This is a genomic window from Planctomonas sp. JC2975, assembly GCF_012985205.1.
Lineage (GTDB): Bacteria > Actinomycetota > Actinomycetes > Actinomycetales > Microbacteriaceae > Humibacter.
In genome coordinates, this window is the sequence record NZ_JABEKS010000001.1 from 632,757 (window position 1) to 652,147 (window position 19,391).

19 protein-coding genes are annotated in these 19,391 nt (G+C 67.5%); 11 read left to right on the forward strand and 8 right to left on the reverse strand.

Annotated elements, in window-relative coordinates:
- The first annotated feature begins 59 nt into the window (after window positions 1–59).
- The 6 genes from pepN (at window position 60) to HII28_RS03050 (ending at window position 8,462) form a co-directional block, all read left to right on the forward strand.
- Window positions 60–2,618: an aminopeptidase N gene (gene pepN / locus HII28_RS03025; RefSeq protein WP_170024057.1), complete on the forward strand. Its 2,559-nt coding sequence runs from the start codon at window positions 60–62 to the stop codon at window positions 2,616–2,618.
- A 205-nt stretch (window positions 2,619–2,823) separates the two neighbouring features.
- Window positions 2,824–3,735: an ATP-binding cassette domain-containing protein gene (locus HII28_RS03030; RefSeq protein ID WP_170024058.1), complete on the forward strand. Its 912-nt coding sequence runs from the start codon at window positions 2,824–2,826 to the stop codon at window positions 3,733–3,735.
- The gene (locus HII28_RS03035; RefSeq protein WP_170024059.1) at window positions 3,732–4,613 is read left to right on the forward strand and encodes an ABC transporter permease subunit; all 882 of its coding nucleotides are present in this window, start codon (window positions 3,732–3,734) and stop codon (window positions 4,611–4,613) included. The genes HII28_RS03030 and HII28_RS03035 overlap by 4 nt, the downstream gene beginning before the upstream one ends.
- A 208-nt stretch (window positions 4,614–4,821) precedes the next feature.
- Window positions 4,822–6,108 carry a mechanosensitive ion channel domain-containing protein gene (locus HII28_RS03040; RefSeq protein WP_170024060.1) on the forward strand — a complete coding sequence of 429 codons (1,287 nt, stop codon included), beginning with the start codon at window positions 4,822–4,824 and terminating at the stop codon, window positions 6,106–6,108.
- A 113-nt stretch (window positions 6,109–6,221) separates the two neighbouring features.
- Complete coding sequence (locus tag HII28_RS03045) at window positions 6,222–6,623, forward strand: globin (protein WP_170025927.1); 402 nt, start codon at window positions 6,222–6,224, stop codon at window positions 6,621–6,623.
- 123 nt (window positions 6,624–6,746) lie between these two features.
- Window positions 6,747–8,462, forward strand: a complete 1,716-nt coding sequence (locus tag HII28_RS03050) for an FAD-binding dehydrogenase (protein ID WP_170024061.1) — start codon at window positions 6,747–6,749, stop codon at window positions 8,460–8,462.
- Between the two features lie 34 nt (window positions 8,463–8,496).
- Here HII28_RS03050 and HII28_RS03055 read toward each other — a convergent pair whose 3' ends face one another.
- Window positions 8,497–9,201: a hypothetical protein gene (locus HII28_RS03055; protein WP_170024062.1), complete on the reverse strand. Its 705-nt coding sequence runs from the start codon at window positions 9,199–9,201 to the stop codon at window positions 8,497–8,499.
- An 87-nt stretch (window positions 9,202–9,288) separates the two neighbouring features.
- Here HII28_RS03055 and HII28_RS03060 point away from each other — a divergent pair, with 87 nt between their 5' ends.
- Complete coding sequence (locus HII28_RS03060; RefSeq protein ID WP_170024063.1) at window positions 9,289–10,158, forward strand: acyl-CoA thioesterase II; 870 nt, start codon at window positions 9,289–9,291, stop codon at window positions 10,156–10,158.
- A gap of 134 nt (window positions 10,159–10,292) precedes the next feature.
- A complete protein-coding gene (locus tag HII28_RS03065) occupies window positions 10,293–10,727 on the forward strand; it encodes a Rieske (2Fe-2S) protein (protein ID WP_346769159.1) in 435 nt (144 codons plus the stop codon).
- Window positions 10,728–10,899: 172 nt separating this feature from the next.
- On the opposite strand, the gene HII28_RS03070 is transcribed toward HII28_RS03065, so the two are convergent.
- From HII28_RS03070 to HII28_RS03085, 4 genes are all read right to left on the reverse strand, one after another.
- Window positions 10,900–11,406, reverse strand: coding sequence for a thioesterase family protein (locus tag HII28_RS03070; RefSeq protein ID WP_170024065.1), 507 nt, complete (start codon window positions 11,404–11,406; stop codon window positions 10,900–10,902).
- A gap of 147 nt (window positions 11,407–11,553) precedes the next feature.
- On the reverse strand, window positions 11,554–13,236 hold the full coding sequence (ettA, locus tag HII28_RS03075) for an energy-dependent translational throttle protein EttA (protein ID WP_170024066.1): 1,683 nt from the start codon (window positions 13,234–13,236) through the stop codon (window positions 11,554–11,556).
- A gap of 111 nt (window positions 13,237–13,347) precedes the next feature.
- A complete protein-coding gene (locus HII28_RS03080; protein WP_170024067.1) occupies window positions 13,348–13,854 on the reverse strand; it encodes a hypothetical protein in 507 nt (168 codons plus the stop codon).
- A gap of 164 nt (window positions 13,855–14,018) precedes the next feature.
- Entirely contained in the window at window positions 14,019–14,624 is a 606-nt protein-coding gene (locus HII28_RS03085; RefSeq protein ID WP_170024068.1) for a single-stranded DNA-binding protein, read from the reverse strand.
- Window positions 14,625–14,837: 213 nt separating this feature from the next.
- On the opposite strand from HII28_RS03085, the gene HII28_RS03090 reads away from it, so the two are divergent.
- Window positions 14,838–15,845 (forward strand): aldo/keto reductase, encoded by a 1,008-nt coding sequence (locus tag HII28_RS03090; protein WP_170024069.1) that lies wholly within the window; start codon window positions 14,838–14,840, stop codon window positions 15,843–15,845.
- A gap of 123 nt (window positions 15,846–15,968) precedes the next feature.
- Window positions 15,969–16,739 carry a hypothetical protein gene (locus HII28_RS03095; protein WP_205864548.1) on the forward strand — a complete coding sequence of 257 codons (771 nt, stop codon included), beginning with the start codon at window positions 15,969–15,971 and terminating at the stop codon, window positions 16,737–16,739.
- An 88-nt stretch (window positions 16,740–16,827) separates the two neighbouring features.
- On the opposite strand, the gene nadE is transcribed toward HII28_RS03095, so the two are convergent.
- The 3 genes from nadE to HII28_RS03110 form a co-directional block, all read right to left on the reverse strand.
- The gene (nadE, locus tag HII28_RS03100; RefSeq protein WP_170024070.1) at window positions 16,828–17,652 is read right to left on the reverse strand and encodes an ammonia-dependent NAD(+) synthetase; all 825 of its coding nucleotides are present in this window, start codon (window positions 17,650–17,652) and stop codon (window positions 16,828–16,830) included.
- Between the two features lie 124 nt (window positions 17,653–17,776).
- A complete protein-coding gene (locus HII28_RS03105) occupies window positions 17,777–18,352 on the reverse strand; it encodes a GNAT family protein (protein WP_346769160.1) in 576 nt (191 codons plus the stop codon).
- Between the two features lie 93 nt (window positions 18,353–18,445).
- Window positions 18,446–18,997, reverse strand: a complete 552-nt coding sequence (locus HII28_RS03110) for an SRPBCC family protein (RefSeq protein WP_170024071.1) — start codon at window positions 18,995–18,997, stop codon at window positions 18,446–18,448.
- Between the two features lie 16 nt (window positions 18,998–19,013).
- Between HII28_RS03110 and HII28_RS03115 the strand changes: the two genes are divergently transcribed.
- Window positions 19,014–19,376 (forward strand): metalloregulator ArsR/SmtB family transcription factor, encoded by a 363-nt coding sequence (locus tag HII28_RS03115; protein WP_170024072.1) that lies wholly within the window; start codon window positions 19,014–19,016, stop codon window positions 19,374–19,376.
- Window positions 19,377–19,391: the final 15 nt, after the last annotated feature.

The following is a 19,391-nucleotide window of genomic DNA, read 5'->3' on the forward strand; positions in this document are numbered from 1 at the left end:
CCGCAACAGCCGCACGGAAGGATCTCGGCGCTTCTGCGCCGATCGACATCAGGAGAGACATGCCAGGAGAGAACCTCACGCGCATCGAGGCGGCCGAACGCCGCGCCATCGTCGACACGCACACCTATGACGTTGTGCTCGACCTCACGGTCGGTGACGAGACCTTCCTCAGCACCACGACAGTGACGTTCGCGGCGACCGAGGGCGCGTCGACGTTCATCGATGCGATCACTGCGTCGGTGGAGTCCGTCGTACTCAACGGGAAGTCGCTCGACGTGGCGGCCGTGAGCGACGGGGTGCGCATCCAGCTGTCGAACCTCGAGGCCGAGAACGAGCTGATCGTCGTGTCGCACCCCCGCTACACGAACACCGGCGAGGGCCTGCACAGGTTCGTCGACCCGGTGGACGGCGAGGTGTACCTCTACACCCAGTTCGAGGTTCCGGAGTCGCGGCGCATGTTCGCGGTGTTCGAGCAGCCCGACCTCAAGGCCAGGTTCACGTTCACGGTGACCACGCCCGCGAAGTGGGCCGTCGTCAGCAACTCGCCCGTGGCATCCGTCGAGGAGTCCGGGGATGCCAAGACCACCGTCTTCGAGGAGACCCCGGTCATCTCCTCGTACATCACGGCTCTCATCGCGGGCCCGTACACAAGCTGGCACTCCGAGCTGACCAGCAGCGACGGGCGCACCATTCCGCTCGGCGTCTACTCACGTGCATCGCTGGCCGAGTTCATGGATGCCGACTACATCTTCGACAAGACCCGCGAGGGCTTCGCGTTCTACGAGGACCGGTTCGACGTCCCTTACCCGTTCGCGAAGTACGACCAGCTCTTCGTGCCCGAGTTCAATGCGGGCGCCATGGAGAATGCCGGCGCGATCACGTTCACCGAGACGTACGTCTTCCGGTCGAAGGTGACGGATGCCATCAAGGAGCGCCGAGTCGTCACGATCCTGCACGAGCTCGCGCACATGTGGTTCGGCGACCTCGTGACCATGAAGTGGTGGAACGACCTCTGGCTCAACGAGTCGTTCGCGGAGTACGCGTCGACGCTCGCCACCGCAGAGGCGACCGAGTGGTCCGAGGCCTGGACGACCTTCGCCGCCATGGAGAAGAGCTGGGCGTACCGGCAGGATCAGCTGCCGTCGACCCACCCGATCGTCGCGACCATCAACGACCTCGAGGACGTTCAGGTCAATTTCGACGGCATCACCTACGCGAAGGGCGCCTCGGTGCTCAAGCAGTTGGTGGCCTGGGTCGGCCAGGACGACTTCCTCTCCGGCGTCTCCAACTACTTCAAGAAGCACGCGCACTCGAACACCGAGCTGCGCGACCTCCTCGTCGAGCTCGAGTCGACAAGCGGCCGCGACCTCACGTCGTGGTCGAAGCTGTGGCTCGAAACCGCGGGTGTGAACACGCTCCGACCCGCGATCCAGACGGATGCCGACGGCATCGTCACCGAGTTCGCCATACTGCAGAGCGCGCACCCCGACTACCCGACGCTGCGTCCGCACCGCCTAGCGATCGGTCTGTACAACCTGCGAGGAGCGGGAACGGATCAGCAGCGGCTGGTGCGCGACGGACGTCTCGAGCTGGACGTGGACGGCGAGCGCACCGAGGTGCCGGAGCTCGTCGGCAAGAAGCGTCCCGACCTGATCCTGATCAACGACGACGACCTCGCGTACGCGAAGATCCGCCTGGACGACGCCTCGCTCGCGCTCGCCATCGAGCACCTCTCCGACATCGAGTCGCCGCTCGCCCGCTCGCTCGTCTGGGGGTCCGTGTGGGATGCCACGCGCGACGCAGAGACTCCGGCGAGCGACTACGTGCGCCTGGTGCTCGGCAACATCGGCTCGGAGACCGAGTCCACCACGCTGCGTACCACCCTCAACCAATTGGTTCTGAGTGTGCACTCGTACGTCGCACCCGAGCGGAGCGCGGCATCCGGTGAAGAAGCGGCGGATGCCCTGTGGCAGCTCGCCTCGTCCGCCGCAGCCGGCAGCGACGCACAGTTCCAGTTCGTGAAGTTCTTCGCGGCGCTGGCCTCGACGCCTGACCAGCTGTCGAAGGTCGCTGGGCTCCGGGACGGATCCGTCGTGCTCGACGATCTCGCGATCGACACCGACCTGGCGTGGGAGCTTCTCACCTCCCTCGTCGCCGGAGGCGCGGCGGGTGCCGCCGAGATCGACGCCGCGCTGGCCGCCGACAACACCGCGAACGGTGCTCAGGCCGCTGCGCAGGCACGAGCCGCCATCCCGACGGCGGAAGGCAAGGCCGCAGCGTGGGCGAGCGTCTTCGACTCGGACGACCTGCCGAACACGATCGTGCGGATGACGGGAGTCGGCTTCGATCGCGTGCACGACACGTCGCTCCTCGAGCCGTACGTGGCTCGATACTTCGAGGCACTGCAGTCGGTGTGGGCCTCCCGCACCTACAAGATCGCCGAGTACCTCGTGGAGGGCATGTATCCGTATCCCCTGGCGAACCGGGAGCTCGCGGACGCGACCCGTGCGTGGCTGGACGCGAACGCGGAGCCGGCAGCGCTCCGTCGCCTGGTGACGGAGAACCTCGCATCCGTCGAACGCGCACTGGCCGCGCAGGAGCGTGACGCGCAGAGCTGATCCGACGGACCGCGAGCTCCCTGAGCGAAGCGGAGCCGGGTCGAAGGATCGCATGATTCCTTCGACCCGGCTCGCTCACTCAGGGAGCTCGATGCGTGTTCGCCGTGTACGACCATCGGTTGATGGCACGAATCGCCGCTGAGACGGACCCCACTCATCCTCTGGGTGGATGCCCGCCCGACGCCTTGTCCAGAAGACTGGGACCATGATCGAAATCGAAGGCCTCAGCAAGAGGTACGGGCCCAAGCTGGCCGTCGACGATGTGAGCTTCACGGTGCGTCCCGGCATCGTCACCGGATTCCTCGGACCCAACGGCGCGGGCAAGTCCACGACCATGCGCATGATCATGGGCCTGGACCGTCCGACCACAGGGCGGGCCCTCGTGGCCGGTAAGCCGTATGCGCAGCACCGGGCGCCGCTGCATGAGGTCGGCGCGCTGCTGGAGGCGAAGGCCGTGCACACCGGCCGCTCCGCTTACAACCACCTGCTCGCCCTCGCGGCGACCCATGGTATCCCGAAGTCCCGCGTGCGCGATGTGATCGCCATGACCGGGCTGGACTCCGTGGCGAACAAGCGCGTCGGCGGATTCTCGCTCGGCATGGGCCAGCGCCTCGGCATCGCCGCTGCGCTGCTCGGCGACCCGCACACGCTCATCCTCGACGAGCCGGTCAACGGCCTCGACCCCGAGGGCGTGCGGTGGGTGCGCGAGTTCTGCCGCTACCTCGCATCCGAAGGCCGCACCGTCTTCATCTCGTCGCACCTGATGAGCGAGATGGCGCAGACGGCCGACCACCTCATCGTGCTCGGGCGTGGACGCGTGCTCGCCGATGCGCCGATCGCCGACGTGATCGCCGGCGCCGCGCGCCGTGTCGTGCGCGTGCGCACCCCGCAGGTCTCCGCGCTGACAGCGGCACTCGCCGGCCCGGACATCACCGTCACCTCGTTCGACGACGGGGCGCTGGAGGTCACCGGTCTCAACGCTGCGCAGATCGGCGACGCCGCAGCGGCGTCCGGCGTCCCGCTCCACGAACTCACACCCATCGACGCCTCTCTCGAAGAGGCGTACCTCGAACTCACGCAGGACGAGGTCGAATACCACTCGGAGATGACCCGATGACCGCCGCGATCGGCACCCTGAACACGCCAGCTCCCGCCGCGAGCCCCCTGGACGGGATCCGCCTGCGCTTCGGCGGCGTCCTGCGATCCGAATGGATCAAGCTGCGCAGCCTCCGCTCGACGGTGTGGTGCCTCGGCATCGTCATCGTGCTCGCGGTCGGCGTGGCCGGAGCATCCGCCGCGCTCCTCCATCTCGAGAACCCGTCGACGATGAGTTCGGACATCGCCAACGGATACCTCGTCTCAGCGGCGACCGTCGGTCTCGCCTTCACCCAGCTCGCGGTCGCCGTGCTCGGAGTGCTCGTGATCAGCGGCGAGTATGCGACGGGAATGATCCGTTCGACGTACACCGCCGACCCGCGCCGTCTCGGCGCGTACTTCGGCAAGTTCATCGTGCTCGCGGTCGTCGTCTTCGTCGTCGGCATCGTCACGGAGGGCGTCTCGGCCATCCTGGCAACGGTGATCTTCCACGCTCGCGGCCTCGAGGCCGACCTGACGGCGCCGAGCGTCCTGCTCCCGCTGCTGGGCGGCGCCCTCTACCTGACGCTGATCGCCGTGCTCGCCTTCGCGATCGGATCCGTGCTGCGCAGCTCGGCGGGCGGAATCGCGACCATCCTCGGCATGCTGCTGGTGCTGCCGGTCGTCGCCGGCCTCATCGCCGGCCTCACCCAGGCGAAGTGGGTGGCGAACGTCGCATCATTCCTGCCTGCCAGCGCAGGCGACACGCTCTACGCGTACACACCGCCGAACTCCACGCACGTTGAGGTGTCCAACGGGATCATCTCGCTGGAAGCCTGGCAGGGCGGGCTCGTGCTGCTGGCGTGGGTCGTCGTCGTCACCATCCTGGGAGCGATCCTCACCAAGCGTCGCGACGTGTAGAGACGATCAATCGGCCAGGGGGCTGCCGGGTGCGACACCACCCGGCAACGGATGCCCGCGGGCGGCGAGTAGGGCGCCGACCGCGGGCATCCGTATTGTCGCTTCCGGCCGTCTCTCGGCAGAGCTCCGAAGCCACGCTCCGGCCCCGAAAACCGACACCTGACCGTCGTTCAGAATGCCTCAGGCCCGCTCAGTACACTCGGACACGATGATTTTCACCTCGCTGCTGCCCACCGCGAACGACGTCACGAACCCGACCTTCTGGACCAGAGTGCTCGCCAGTCTCACGGACTGGGGATGGAGACTGCTGCAGGTCGCGGTCATCGTCGTGATCTCGTTCTTGATCGCTTGGCTCCTCCGCTTCGTGATCCGACGGGTCGTGCGACGCATCGTCTCAGGGGTGAAGAACAAGCAGAACGTCGACGACACTCAGGCGCTCACGGCGTCTCCCATCGCCGCCGTCCGCGTCGTACAGCGCACCCGCACCCTGGGAACCGTCCTCAGCAACATCGTCAACGTGGTCGTGGCGATCGTCGCGATCATCCTCAGCGTCAACGCTCTGAATCCGAACATTCTCGGCTCGTTCGCGCTGCTCACCGCCGCACTCGGCGCCGGTCTCGGCTTCGGCGCGCAGAACATCGTCAAGGACGTCCTGAACGGCCTGTTCATGGTCATGGAGGATCAGCTCGGCGTGGGCGATGTCGTCGACCTCGGTCCCGCGACGGGCATCGTCGAGGTGGTCGGCATCCGGGTGACGCAGATCCGCGACGTCAACGGCACGCTGTGGTTCGTGCGCAATGGCGAGATCCTTCGCGTCGGCAACATGTCCCAGGGCTGGGCACGGGTCATCACGGATCTCGCCGTGCCGTACGACAGCGACGTGGACGCGATCGAAGACCGCATGGTGAAGGTCGCAACGGAACTCGCGACGTCTCCACGGTGGCGGTCCCGCATCGTCGAGAAGCCGGAGCTGTGGGGCATCGAGTCCATCACTCCGGATGCCGTCGTGCTGCGCGTCGTGCTGAAGACCCGCACCACGGCGAAGGATGATGTCGCCCGCGAACTTCGCAAGCGCCTCAAGGACGCGCTCGACGAGATGGGCGTCAAGCTCCCGTCGCTGACCAACGTCGTGCTCACGGGATTCGACGGGGCAGCGAGCATCTCCGGAGCGCATCCACCGCGGACGCGCCCTAATCCGGTCGTGACCACCGAGGAACCGAAACCGAAGCGGCGACGCGGCAAGGCGGCCGGCCAGGCGTCGGCTTCGACCACGACAACGGCTCGGACAGCCGCGACGCGCGGCGGGGCTGAAGGGGCAGCGGAGCCGCAGCCATCCGAGTCGCAGACATCGGAACGGACCGCGACGGCCCGGCATCCGCAGGCCATCACCAGGCCGCAGCCGGCGCAAGGACACGACCCCGGCCCAGCGCCCCGCAATCCATCCCCCGGCGAACGCGGCCTGGAGAACGACCACCACGACGAAGGGCGACCGTGAGCCTGACGAACACCCCTGATGAGACGCCCGTCGGCTCGACAAACGACCAGAGCCCGCTGTCCGAGACATCCCACGGGGCCCCTGCAACGACCGGCGCACCGCTGACGCTGCGCATGTCCGCCGGCGGCGAGTCCGTCCAAGGCAACTTCTACGAGCAGGTCGGCGGACACGATGCGTTCCGCCGCCTGGTCGAGGCGTTCTACCGCGAAGTCGCCGAGGACGAGGTGCTGCGGCCGATGTATCCGGAACAGGACCTCGGTCCGGCTTCCGACCGTCTTCTCATGTTCCTCGAGCAGTACTGGGGCGGCCCGACGACGTACGGCGAGCTGCGCGGACATCCACGACTGCGCATGCGGCACGCCCCGTTCAAGGTGAACCCCGAGGCCCGCGACCGCTGGCTCGCGCACATGCGGTCCGCGCTCGACGGGCTCGCACTTCCACCGCTGCAGGACGCGACGCTCTGGTCGTACCTGGAGCGCGCGGCCCACGCGATGGTGAACACGTTCGAGGACTGAGGTCACCAGGACGGTCCGGTAGCGGCGATACTTGGTCATACGCCCAACTCGAGGCCGACGGGCACCCGACCCGACCGGCCAGGCGACCGAGCAGTGACGCAATCCGATCAAAGGAGACACCGGATGCCCCCCACCACCCCCGCGCCCGCTTCCCATCCCGGGGACAGGGCCGATGGCCCATCGCCCGCGACCGCGGAGGTCGACGCGATCATCGTGGGCGCAGGACTCGCCGGCCTCGTGACGGCCTCCGAGCTGCTCGAGCGCGGCAAGCGCGTGCTCGTACTCGAGCAGGAACCGCCGCAGTCGCTCGGCGGGCAGGCCTTCTGGTCCTTCGGCGGTCTCTTCCTCATCGACTCGCCCGAGCAGCGGCGCATGGGAGTGCACGACTCCCTCGAGCTGGCGAGACAGGACTGGTTCGGCACCGCGGGCTTCGATCGCGAGGAAGACGCCTGGCCCCGCAAGTGGGCAGAGGCCTACCTGGAGTTCGCCGCGGGCGAGAAGCGGGAATGGCTGCGTTCCAAGGGCGTGAAACTCTTCCCCGTGGTCGGATGGGCCGAGCGCGGCAGCGGAACCGCCGGCGGCCACGGCAACTCCGTTCCACGCTTCCACATCACCTGGGGAACCGGCCCTGGCATCCTGAAGCCGTTCATCGACCGCGTGCACCGGGGCGTCAACGAGGGCGTCGCGACGATCGCGCACCGCCGCCGGGTCGACGAACTCGTCGTCGAGGACGGCCGCGTCGTCGGCGTGCGCGGCAGCGTGCTGAAGCCGGACGATGTCGAGCGCGGCGTCGCGAGCAACCGGGAGGTGGTCGGCGAGTTCGAGTACCGCGCACCAGCAGTCGTCGTGACCTCCGGCGGTATCGGCGGCAATCACGATCTGGTCCGCGAGAACTGGCCGGCGCGCCTTGGCATTCCCCCGGAGCGGATGCTCGCCGGTGTCCCTGCGCACGTCGACGGTCGCATGATCCCGATCGCACAAGAAGCCGGTGCACGCGTCATCAATGCGGACCGTATGTGGCATTACACCGAGGGGATCCAGAACTGGAATCCCGTGTGGCAGAACCACGGCATCCGCATCCTGCCCGGGCCGTCATCTCTGTGGTTCGACGCAGAGGGCAACCGGCTGCCTGCCCCGCTCTTCCCAGGGTTCGACACGCTCGGCACGCTGGAGCACATTCAGCAGACCGGCCACGACTACACGTGGTTCGTGCTGACGCAGAAGATCCTCGAGAAGGAGTTCACGCTCTCGGGCAGCGAGCAGAATCCCGATCTCACCGGCAAGGACCTGCGTCTGCTGCTGCAGCGCGTGCGCTCGGGAGCACCGGGTCCCGTCGAGGCGTTCAAGCAGCACGGAGCAGATTTCGTGGTCGCGTCCTCCCTGCCGGAGCTCTTCACAGGCATGCACGCCATCGCCGACGCGCCGTTCGACGAGAAGGCCATCGAACGCGCCGTGCTCGAGCACGACCGCGAGCTCGACAACGGCTTCTCGAAGGATGCGCAGCTCACCGCGATCACCTCGGCCAGGCGCTACCGCGGAGACAAGCTGATCCGGGTGGCCTCGCCGCACAAGTTCCTCGATCCCAAGGCCGGACCGCTCATCGCCGTGAAGCTGCACATCCTCACCCGCAAGACGCTGGGTGGCATCGAGACCGACCTGCAAGGTCGCGCACAGAACGCACAGGGCACGTCCGTGCCCGGCCTGTACGCCGCCGGCGAGGTGAGCGGCTTCGGCGGCGGCGGTGTCCACGGCTACCGGTCGCTGGAGGGCACGTTCCTCGGCGGATGCCTGTTCTCCGGCAGACAGGCCGCTCGCGGCGTGCTCACCGACCTCGGTTGAACGCGGCGCGGGGCGCCGAGAGCGGCGTCCCGCGTCAGCCGCGCAGCGACCACGCGGGACGCTTCACCAGCACGTGCCCCCTGCGCAGCGTCAGACGCGTCCAGGGCCCCGTCTCGTACACGCCGACCCGCTCGTCGCGGTCGACGAGGAATCCGAGCGAATGGGCCGCGAATGCGGCTCCGGCCGCGACGTATTCCAGCGACGGTATGGGTCTGCCCCACACCTCGCCGCGCACGCGCTGCACGATCTGCTCCCCGGCCTGCGCCGGTATCGCCTCCGCGACGTCGGCGATGCCCTCGGCGGCCGTGTCGAACAGCACCGCTCCCGAGGTCTCGCCGACGCGGCGCCATCCTCCCCTCGGCGGGGTGATGCCCGTCCACGTCACCGTGCTGACCTCCAGCGGAAGGCGGATCGAGAGCGGCTCGCTCTCCCCCTCGCCGTCCACGTTCTCGTCCGGCTGCGCGGCGTTCGCGGCCTGGACCAGGCGGTTGAGCAGCGACCTGGTGGGCACGACGGCATCGAATGCCGCCTCGCGGGTCGTTGCGAACGTGCGCAGGCCGAGCACCGTCGGGATGTGGTCGAGGAGGCTGCGCGGATACAGGATCGCGGTGTACACGGCGAGCACGCCGGACCCGGCGATCATCCGAATCGAACCGTCCTCGACCCTGCCGGCGCGGCCCAGGTACACCTGGAGGTCCTTGACGGTGAGGGTGTCGGTGAGGGAGAAGAACTGACTCATGTCCTGTCTAAACTAACGGAATGCGACAGGTCGCACGGTCGCATCGCGGCCGCCGGCGGCCGCCGAACCTCAGACGCGAGAGGCACCATGACACAACCCCTCGACGGCCTGCTCACCGCCCTCGAACTCACCGACACCGGTGCCCGCACCGACGAGGACATCTTCACCGGGCCGAGCCAATGGATGCCGCACGGGCGCGTGTTCGGCGGTCAGGTCCTCGCCCAATCCGTCGTCGCAGCGATGCGCACGACGCCGTCGGAGCGCCCCATACACTCGATGCACGGATACTTCCTGCGCCCGGGCGATGTGAACCAGCCGATCACGTTCTCGGTTGATCGCATCCACGACGGCCGTTCGTTCTCGACGCGGCGCACGCAGGCGTATCAGAACGGCTTGCCCATCCTGTCCATGATCGCGTCGTTCCAGGTGCCGGACGAGGGGATCGACCACCAAGTCGACATGCCGACGGACATCCCCGGACCCGAGGAAATCCCGAGCGACTCCGACCTGCTCGCCGACGTCGACCATCCGGTCAGCCGCCACTGGCGGGACGACCGCCCCTTCGACCTCCGGCACGTGACCAGTCCCGTGTACCTCACGGTCGAGGGCGAGCACGTCGCCCACCAGGCGGTCTGGTTCAAGGCGCTCGGGAAGCTGCCCGACGACCCCGACCTGCACCGTGCTGCACTGGCGTATGCGAGCGACTACTCCATCCTCGAACCCGTGCTGCGCAGACATGGCGTGACCTGGTCGACTCCTGGGCTGAAGATCGCAAGCCTCGACCATGCCATGTGGTGGCACCGGTTCAGCCGCGTCGACGAATGGCTGCTCTACGTGCAGGAGTCCCCGAGCGCCACGAGCGGGCGAGGGCTCTCGCTCGGCCGCATCTACAACCGGGACGGAATGCTTGTGGCCAACGTGGCCCAGGAGGGCATGGTCCGCCTCCCCCGCGGTTAGCCACCGCGCGCGATCGAGCGCAGCACCCCGCCGGTCTGAAGATGCTTCCACCGTCGACTCAGCTTCGACCAAAGTATTCCGGCCATCGTGGATATGTGCGCGTGCTCGATCCGCACGCGCGAGAGGAACGCATCGTGACGCACCAGCCCAGCACCTCATCCACCGTCACCCGACGTGCGGCCCTCGTCGGCGGAGCGGCGCTGAGCGCTGCGACGCTCGCGGCCTGCACCGACCAGGGCGGTGGGGCCAGCACGGGCGGGAACGAAACGGTATCCGGTTCCACCACGATCAAGCTCGCCGACGTTCCCGTCGGCGGAGCCGTGTCCGCGAAGATCGGCGATCAGCCCGTTCTCGTGTCCCAGCCGACCAAGGGGTCCGTCGCGGCCTTCTCCGCAATCTGCACGCACGCCGGCTGCGTGGTCCAACCGGGCAACGGAGAGCTGGACTGCCCGTGCCACGGATCGCGGTTCAACCAGACGACGGGCGCCGTCATCCAGGGGCCGGCAGCGCAGCCGCTCGCCAAGCTGACGGCATCCGTCGACGGCGCGATCATCACCGTGAAGGGCTGACCGGCTGGTCGACTGGCCGCAGACCTCCCACGGGCACGGCGTGTCGTCAGCGTCGTGCGCCCGTCTGGCGACGGCCGACGCCTTACCGCTGACCATCCGCTCTGCCGCAGCGTGTTCGTACGCGGGGAGTCAGGTCCTGGCCTTCGAACCGCTTTGCCGCGCTACCGGATGCTCAGCGGCGATGGAACTCGATCGGTGCTTCCTCGAAAGGCGCCCAGGCGGCACGCTCGCGTTCGTTGATGCGACGCGGGCGACCGGATGCCGCATCCACCAGCACGAGCGTCGTCGCGGCCCTGGCGTACAGAGTGGCCGGCTCCATGCCGACCGGTGACCGCACCTCGTAGCAGAGCTCGAGGCTGGCGCCACCCATTCGACCGACCCACAGCTGCACGTCGATCGGTTGCCGCAGGTACGGGATGGGCGCGAGGTATTCGATCTCCTGACGCGCGATGAGGCTCAGCGTGTCCGCGCCCGGGCGTCCGTCCAACACGGCCGTGCTCGCGCTGAGCGCCTCGCCGGAGTCGACATCGCCGGGTACGGCTGGTCGCGCGTCATCGCCGCTCGACCACAGCGCGATGATGCGCGCCTCCTCGAGGAGTCGCAGCATCTCGGCGTTGTTGACGTGGCCGTAGGCATCCAGGTCGCTCCAGCGGAGCCGGATCGGAACGTTCAGTCGCATGAAGTCACTCGCAGGTAGTCGGACCGATCCCTCGACGAATGCGAGTCAGCTCGCATAACGCTCGCCTCAGTCGCGCGTGTTCGGGATCGACCCATCGGCCCAACTCCATCGGCTCGGCGATCCGAGCTCGCTCGCATCACTCCCGCCTCAGTCACGGGTGAGCTTGCGGTAGGCGGAGCGGTGGGGCTTCGCTGCGTCGGGGCCGAGGCGCTGCACCTTGTTCTCCTCGTACGCCTCGAAGTTGCCCTCGAACCAGTACCAGTCGGCCGGGTTCTCGTCTGTGCCCTCGTATGCCAGGATGTGCGTCGCGATTCGGTCGAGGAACCACCGGTCGTGTGTGATGACCACGGCGCAGCCGGGGAACTCGAGCAGCGCGTTCTCCAGGCTGGACAGGGTCTCGACGTCGAGATCGTTCGTCGGCTCGTCGAGGAGCAACAGATTGCCGCCCTGCTTCAGGGTCAGCGCCAGGTTCAGGCGGTTCCGCTCACCACCGGAGAGCACGCCTGCCTTCTTCTGCTGGTCGGGACCCTTGAACCCGAACGTCGACACGTAGGCCCGGCTCGGGACCTCGGTCTTTCCGACCTGGATGTAGTCGAGCCCGTCGGACACGACCTCCCACAGTGTCTTGTTCGGGTCGATGCCGCCGCGCGACTGGTCGACATACGAGATCTCCACGGTCTCGCCGACCTTGAGCTCTCCACCATCCAGCGGTTCCAGTCCGACAATCGTCTTGAACAGGGTGGTCTTGCCGACGCCGTTCGGACCGATGACGCCGACGATGCCGTTGCGCGGCAGCGTGAAGCTGAGGCCGTCGATGAGCTTGCGGTCGCCGAATCCCTTCTGCAGGCTCTTCGCGTCGATCACGATCTGGCCAAGGCGCGGCCCCGGCGGAATCTGGATCTCCTCGAAGTCGAGCTTGCGCGTGCGCTCCGCCTCGGCAGCCATCTCCTCGTACCGGGCGAGGCGCGCCTTGGACTTCGCCTGACGGCCCTTCGCGTTGCTGCGGACCCACTCGAGCTCCTCGCTGAGGCGCTTCGACAGCTTCGCGTCCTTCTTGCCCTGCACCTGGAGACGCTCGCGCTTCTTCTCGAGGTAGGTCGAGTAGTTGCCTTCGTACGGATACAGGTGGCCACGGTCGACCTCGGCGATCCACTCTGCAACGTGGTCGAGGAAGTACCTGTCGTGCGTCACCGCGAGCACGGCGCCGTGATACTGCTTCAAGTGCTGCTCGAGCCAGAGCACGCTCTCCGCGTCGAGGTGGTTCGTCGGCTCGTCGAGCAGAAGCAGGTCGGGCTTCTGAAGGAGGAGCTTGCACAGCGCCACGCGGCGCTTCTCTCCACCCGACAACACCGACACGGGGGTGTCCGACGGCGGGCAGCGCAAGGCGTCCATCGCCTGCTCGAGCTGCGAGTCGAGGTCCCATGCGTCAGCCGCGTCGATCTGCTCCTGCAGCGTGCCCATCTCGGCCAGGAGCGCGTCGAAGTCGGCGTCCGGATCCGCCATCGCGGCCGAGATCTCGTTGAACCTGTCGACCTTGGCCTTGATCTCACCGACGCCCTGCTGAACGTTCTCGAGCACGGTCTTGCCTTCGTCGAGCTCGGGCTCCTGCATCAGGATGCCGACGCTGTATCCGGGGCTGAGCTTCGCCTCGCCGTTCGACGGCTGGTCCAGCCCTGCCATGATCTTCAGGATCGTGGACTTACCGGCACCGTTCGGGCCGACCACACCGATCTTCGCTCCCGGCAGGAACGCCATGGTGACGTCGTCGAGGATGAGCTTGTCACCCACCGCCTTTCGGGCGCGGACCATCGAGTAGATATATTCGGCCATGCGCTCCAGTCTATGGGCGCGAGCGACCCCGCTTCGCCGCGCGGATGCCGGGCTCCGGGAGCCGACACGGGCCGTCCACCGACCACGGCGGAAGGAGAAGCGGCAGCACGGCTACTGAATCGGAACGGTGTCGCCGATAAGGCACTTGCCCGTCGAAAGCGCGGGCGCGACGACGCTGTGATAGCCCCCGATGTCCGTGCCGAATTGCCCGATGAGGCACCCGCCGTTGATGAGCACGGAGAACTGAACCGACCCGGGCGCCAGGTTGACCGTCGTCTTGTCGGCAGTCATCTGCATGTCCGACTTGGCGAACCCGGCCGCGGCGAGCGCATCGACGAATTGCTGGGCGCTCGGGTTCTGGTTCCCGGCGATCGTACGGTTGTTGACGTAGTCGAAGAAGTCCAGGTTCTTCGTGGCAGAGGCCTTCGGATCCAGGGTCGGCAGAACGTCGGGGACCCCCGACTTCGTTGCCGTGGGGCTGGGTGTCCCGGTCGTCGATGCGGTGGCCGGGTTCTCCGACGGCGCCGTGCATCCTGCGAGGACGGCAACGAGCGCGGCGGCGACCGCCATACCCATGACGCCCGTCCGCACGAAACGCGGGCCCCCGTGAACGACCACGGATCGACTCCTTTTCTGCGCTCTCGTGAGTCGCCACGATGGCGCCAGAGCAGTCTAGGGTGCGCAGTCTTCGGCTTCCCTTGCAGTCAGCCGTGATTGCGGATACCGCGACGCCGTATCCGTCAGCCAAGGGGCCCCGCGGCCGAGACCGCGGTCGACACCACTCAGAACGGCGGCTCGACGGATGCGAACACGAGGTCGTCCGAATCCTCGGGGTCGACGAGCTGGTCATCCTCCGGAACGGCGAGGGCATCGGCCCCTGCTCCGGTATCACTGACCGAGGCGCCCGGTCCGCCTCCCGAGGCTCCTGGCAGCGCCCAGCCGTCGGCATCCACGAGCGGCGCGTCGCCGGACGCCTCGGACGTCGCAGATGCCGCGGTCTCTGCCAGCGACAGCGACCGCTCGCCGCCCGCCGGCTGCGGCCTCGAGAACGTGGTCGTTCCGAACAGGAGGTCGTGCCCGATCGACTCGGCGATCAGGTCGACGGCGGTCCCGTGGCGTCCGTCGCGTTCCCAGTCGGACACACGCAGGCGCCCATGGACGACCACGCGATCACCCTTGGCGACGGACTCCGCGGCGTTCTCGGCGAGACGTCGGAACGCGACCACCGTGTACCAGTTGGTCTCGCCGTTCTCCCATGAACCTCCCTCGCGGTTGTACTTGCGCTGGGTGGAGCCGAGCCGGAACGTCAAACGTGCCAGCCCGTTGCCCACGGATGTGAGCGACGGAATCGTTCCCACGAGTCCCGTCGCGGTGATGGTGTCGGGCATCAGCCATACCTCCTTGTGCTTGGTGTTCGGCGCCTGCGTGCGGCGAACCTGCAGACACTGTGACGAATCGGATCCCAACGCATCGGACGCCGCCACTGATCAGTGGACTGTTCATCCAGGGGCGGCATGTGGAGGACGAGTGCGTCGTGCGAACGGGCGATGCGACACCTGCGGCCGCCACGGGCGCTGGGGCGTTTCACTACGATTCACGGCATGACATACGTTGCCGCCGACGACCGATACGACTCGATGATCTACCGCCGCACCGGACGCAGCGGGCTCGACCTGCCCGCTGTTTCTCTGGGCTTCTGGCACAACTTCGGGGACGGGCGGCCTATCGACACGCAGCGTGCGATCGTCCGTCGCGCGTTCGACCTCGGCGTCACGCACTTCGACCTGGCGAACAACTACGGGCCTCCCGCGGGCTCTGCCGAGCGAAACGTCGGCCGCATCCTTGCTGAGGACTTCCGTCAATACCGGGACGAGTTGATCGTCTCGACGAAGGCGGGCTATCACATGCACTCCGGCCCCTACGGGGAGTGGGGCTCGCGCAAGTACATGCTGTCGTCGCTCGACGCGTCGCTGGGCCGCCTCGGCCTCGACTATGTCGACATCTACTACTCGCACCGCCCGGACCCGAACACTCCGATCGAAGAGACCATGGGCGCGCTCGCGACAGCGGTGCGTCAGGGCAAGGCGCTCTACGTCGGTGTCTCGAACTACAGTCCGGAGCAGACTCGGGCTGCTGCCGCGGCCCTGGCGACGGAGGGTGTGCCGCTCCTCATCCATCAGCCGAGCTACTCGATGTTCAACCGGCACGTGGAAGACGGCCTGCTCACGACCCTCGACGAGCTGGGCATCGGCTCGATCGTGTTCTCCCCGCTGCAGCAGGGACTGCTCACGGACCGCTACCTCGGGGGATCCGTCCCCAGCGACTCACGCGCGGCGACGAGCGTCTTCCTGCACGCCGAGAACATCACTCAGGACTATCTCGACAAGGCCCGTGCGCTCAACGAGATCGCCTCCCAGCGGGGTCAGTCGCTTGCGCAACTCGCGCTGACCTGGGTGCTGCGGCATCCGCAGGTCACCAGCGCCCTGATCGGGGCCTCCAACGTGGCGCAGCTCGAGCAGAACATCGCAGCAGTGCACGCCGCGCCGCTCTCCGCGGACGAGCTCGCCGCCATCGAGCCGCTCGCGGTCGACGGCACCGGCCGGGCCTGATCCGTCTGGTCGGGCCGCTCGACTCGATGCGAGCGGTCCGACCATTTTGCGCAGGTGCGCCGGCTCGGGTGAGTCCGGCACGCCTCCGCGGGGTTCGCGCCTTTCGTGGCTAATCTCCGCTGTATGCAGTGGTGGACTGACTTCTGGGGATGGCTCACGTCGGGGGACGCGCAGCCGGTGGTTTTCGCCGCCGTCGTGCTCCTCGTCGCCATCATCGTCTCTGGGCTGTTGTCGGCGTGGATCGCGCGTGGTGCGATCCACGGCCTGCTCTCGCGTGAGGAACGCGAGCAGAAGGCCGCAGCCGTCGCAGCCCTCGTGGATGCCGCAGTGGAGGCATCCGTCTGGAATTCGCTCACGCCTGGCGAGCAAGTGCTCTCCGATCGCTCCGTCGGGCAGGCAGACATCCTCGTGCGGCTGCTGCCCGTGAAGGGCGCGGCGGTCGCGGCCGACTGGGCATCGCACCAGCTCGTGGACCTGAAGCGCAACTCCGCGACCTATGGCTACAGCCTGGAGCCGGCGATCGTGGAATTCCGCGACCGCCTCGTGGAGTGGCAGAACAAGCCGCGTCGTTCGCGTCGGCTCTTCCTCGAGGACCTCGAGCGGTGGCGCTTCGACCGTTCGACGTCCGACGAGTCCGCCTACGCGGACCAGGATGCGTGGGTCGCCCAGCGCCATCACGAACGTCACGCGTCGCAGACGGACACCCAGCCGGTGCCCGCCGCAACGGACCGCGCGAGCACTCCGGCAGCATCCGGCTCCGTTGCGAGCGCCACTGCGCCATCGGCGAGCGAGACCAACGATCCCGCCTTCACCGATGACACCGCGGCGCTCGACGACTACAGCGCCGTCGGCTCGTACGCGCAGCGCACGTCGACGAGCCTGCAGGGAGACTGATCGCCCGACCGCGATCGAGGGCGAGGGGGCCGACGCCGAGCGTCGACCCCCTCGCCATGTCCGCCGGAAGCGCCGGAGCGAGATCGGTCTACGCGCGCCACCAGGTGTCGAACGACGTCGCGGGAACGCGGCGCTTGTGCTCCGTCGCGCGGTACTTCGCCTCGATCGCTTCGGCGACCTCGTCCGAGACGTCGAACCCTTCGAGGTACGCGTCGATGTCGCGGTAGCTGATGCCGAGGTTGTCCTCGTCGGTCTGGCCGGGGGTGTCGTCGAGCAGATCGGCCGTCGGCGACTTCTCGTAGAGCCGGGCCGGAGCGCCGAGGTACTCGAGCAGCTGCCTGCCCTGGCTCTTGGTCAGTCCGGTGATCGGGGTGAGATCCACTCCGCCGTCCCCGTATTTGGTGAAGAAGCCCGTCACCGCTTCGGCCGCGTGGTCGGTGCCGACGACGAGGAGTTGACGCTGTCCGGCGAGAGCGTATTGGGCGACCATGCGCATCCGCGCCTTGACGTTGCCTTTCGTGAAGTCGCGGATCGGCTCCCCCAGCGCGTCCCCGAACTCATCGGCGACGCCGTCCACGCCACCCTGCACGTTGAACGCGACGACCCGCTGCGGACGGATGAAGTCGAGCGCGAGCTGCGCGTCCGCCTCATCGGCCTGCACCACATACGGCAGCCTGACGGCGATGAACTCCGCGTCGACTCCCTCGGCCAGAAGGCGTTCCGTTGCGAGCTGGCAGAGCCGGCCGGTGAGCGACGAATCCTGTCCTCCGCTGATGCCCAGCACGAATCCGCGGGCGTGGGATGCCACGGCGTAGTCCACGAGGAAGGCGACGCGCGCCTCCACCTCGGCCGCCGGGTCGATGCTCGGTTCGACGTGCAGTTCGCGGATGATCTCCGCCTGAAGTTCGCGCATGAGTTGAACCCTATGCCCGGCGTGTTTCCGGTGTGCAACGCGCGAGCGCACCTCCATGGGACCGCGTTCGAGGCAGCCAAGATCTCGTTCGTGGTCGGTCGGAGGTCGGAGCGCGAGTCCCGCGTCACCGGTGCGCCCGTTGCTCCGTCCATTCGCTGCGCAGCATGGCGTAGACACCGGTGTCTTCCCACTTGCCCTTCACGAGCATGTTCTGCACGAAGTGCGCCTCTTCACGCATCCCGAGGCGACCGCAGACCCGTACGGACGCCGTGTTCTCCGGCGTGAGTTCCGCGACCACCCGGTGGGCCTCCACCGTGTCGAAGGCGAACCCGAGCATGGTTTCCGCTGCCTCCGTGGCATATCCGTGTCCGTGGTTGTCCGGATGGAACACCCAGCCGATCTCGGCCGTCTCGTGCTCGATGCTGGTGACCGCGAAGTAGATCTCACCGAGCAAACGCCGACTCTCGCGCTCTTCGACCGCGAGCTGGAGGAAGTCCTCATCCTCTGCAAGACGCGTCCTGGTCGACCAGTCCGCGATCTTCTCGGCGACTTCGTCGCGTGTGCGCGGCTCGTACAGGAGGTAACGGCACACGTCGTCGCGCGATTCGTGCGAGTGGACGGCATCCACGTCGCGCACGGTCATCATGCGGAGCGTCAGGCGTTCGGTCTGCAGAGGGCGGTCGAACTCGACAGGGATCACCCCTGTACTCCATCACAGGATGATGTCGCACGGTGAAGTCACCCGGTGAAACCGCATGGTGAAACCCGCACGGTCACGGCCACCCACGAAAGGTCACACGTAGAAGCCGTCGCGCAGGTTGATGCCGTACTCGACCCACGCCTTCAGGGCGGCGAGCATGCCGGTCCATCCCTCGCAGTTGCCGAAGGCGCTCTTCGCGCCGGACTGCGTGGGCCGCCAGGCGGACTCGGTGATCGTGACGAGAGTGCGGGTGCCGTCATCGACGGGTTCGAACTCGAACGTCGTCGTCGTGCGGCCCTGCGGATCCACCGTCTCGGAGCCGCCCCAGGCGATCACGATGCGCCTCGGCGGGTCCGCTTCGAGCACCTCCACCGGGAACGCGCCGGGGAAGTCGCTGAAGTCCCACGTCACGGTGGTACCGGCCTCGAGCCTGCCCCGTGCTCCTCCTGTCGTGAAGTAGTGGGAGAGCTGCTCCGGATCGGCGACGGCCTCGTACGTCTGAGCCACGGGCCTTCGAACGTATCCGGAGACCAGGAAGCGGAGTTCCTCCAGAGGACCGGTCGTCACTTCGAGCGTGGGTCGAGGGGCGGCCTGTGCACCAGCACGATCGTCCGCCGATTCTGTCGTCTGTCCATTCTCGCTCATGTGATAGTTTTACAACATGTCATCGTCGGACGGCAACCCCCCAGTCGCGCCTCCGGCTGACCACGAGCGCGCGGACGCCGACGACGCCGTTTTCAAGGCCTTGGCCTCGCCGACTCGACGGCGGATGCTTGACGTGCTGAAGGCATCCGATCGCTCGACAGGTGAATTGTGCGCGGCATTCCCGGAACTCGACCGCACCACGGTGCTGCAGCACCTCCGAGTGCTCGAGCGGGCCGAACTCGTGACGGGACGGAGGGTGGGCCGCGAACGCCGTCTCGCACTCGCCCCGCTCCCCATCAAACGACTGCACGACCGCTGGATCGGCGAGTATGCACGAGCCGCCGTCGATCTCCTCGATCGACTCGACTCGAACTCCTGACGAACGCCGCGATCT

Excerpts from the sequence above, each read along its gene's own strand:
- HII28_RS03110 (WP_170024071.1), bottom strand. The coding sequence starts at position 18,997 with ATGAGCGAGAATGGACAGACGACAGAATCGGCGGACGATCGTGCTGGT.
- HII28_RS03040 (WP_170024060.1), top strand. The coding sequence starts at position 4,822 with ATGATTTTCACCTCGCTGCTGCCCACCGCGAACGACGTCACGAACCCG.
- HII28_RS03090 (WP_170024069.1), top strand. The coding sequence starts at position 14,838 with ATGACATACGTTGCCGCCGACGACCGATACGACTCGATGATCTACCGC.
- HII28_RS03050 (WP_170024061.1), top strand. The coding sequence starts at position 6,747 with ATGCCCCCCACCACCCCCGCGCCCGCTTCCCATCCCGGGGACAGGGCC.
- HII28_RS03085 (WP_170024068.1), bottom strand. The coding sequence starts at position 14,624 with ATGCCCGACACCATCACCGCGACGGGACTCGTGGGAACGATTCCGTCG.
- HII28_RS03070 (WP_170024065.1), bottom strand. The coding sequence starts at position 11,406 with ATGCGACTGAACGTTCCGATCCGGCTCCGCTGGAGCGACCTGGATGCC.
- HII28_RS03095 (WP_205864548.1), top strand. The coding sequence starts at position 15,969 with ATGCAGTGGTGGACTGACTTCTGGGGATGGCTCACGTCGGGGGACGCG.
- HII28_RS03030 (WP_170024058.1), top strand. The coding sequence starts at position 2,824 with ATGATCGAAATCGAAGGCCTCAGCAAGAGGTACGGGCCCAAGCTGGCC.
- ettA (WP_170024066.1), bottom strand. The coding sequence starts at position 13,236 with ATGGCCGAATATATCTACTCGATGGTCCGCGCCCGAAAGGCGGTGGGT.
- nadE (WP_170024070.1), bottom strand. The coding sequence starts at position 17,652 with ATGCGCGAACTTCAGGCGGAGATCATCCGCGAACTGCACGTCGAACCG.
- HII28_RS03035 (WP_170024059.1), top strand. The coding sequence starts at position 3,732 with ATGACCGCCGCGATCGGCACCCTGAACACGCCAGCTCCCGCCGCGAGC.
- HII28_RS03055 (WP_170024062.1), bottom strand. The coding sequence starts at position 9,201 with ATGAGTCAGTTCTTCTCCCTCACCGACACCCTCACCGTCAAGGACCTC.
- HII28_RS03045 (WP_170025927.1), top strand. The coding sequence starts at position 6,222 with ATGTCCGCCGGCGGCGAGTCCGTCCAAGGCAACTTCTACGAGCAGGTC.
- HII28_RS03060 (WP_170024063.1), top strand. The coding sequence starts at position 9,289 with ATGACACAACCCCTCGACGGCCTGCTCACCGCCCTCGAACTCACCGAC.
- pepN (WP_170024057.1), top strand. The coding sequence starts at position 60 with ATGCCAGGAGAGAACCTCACGCGCATCGAGGCGGCCGAACGCCGCGCC.
- HII28_RS03115 (WP_170024072.1), top strand. The coding sequence starts at position 19,014 with ATGTCATCGTCGGACGGCAACCCCCCAGTCGCGCCTCCGGCTGACCAC.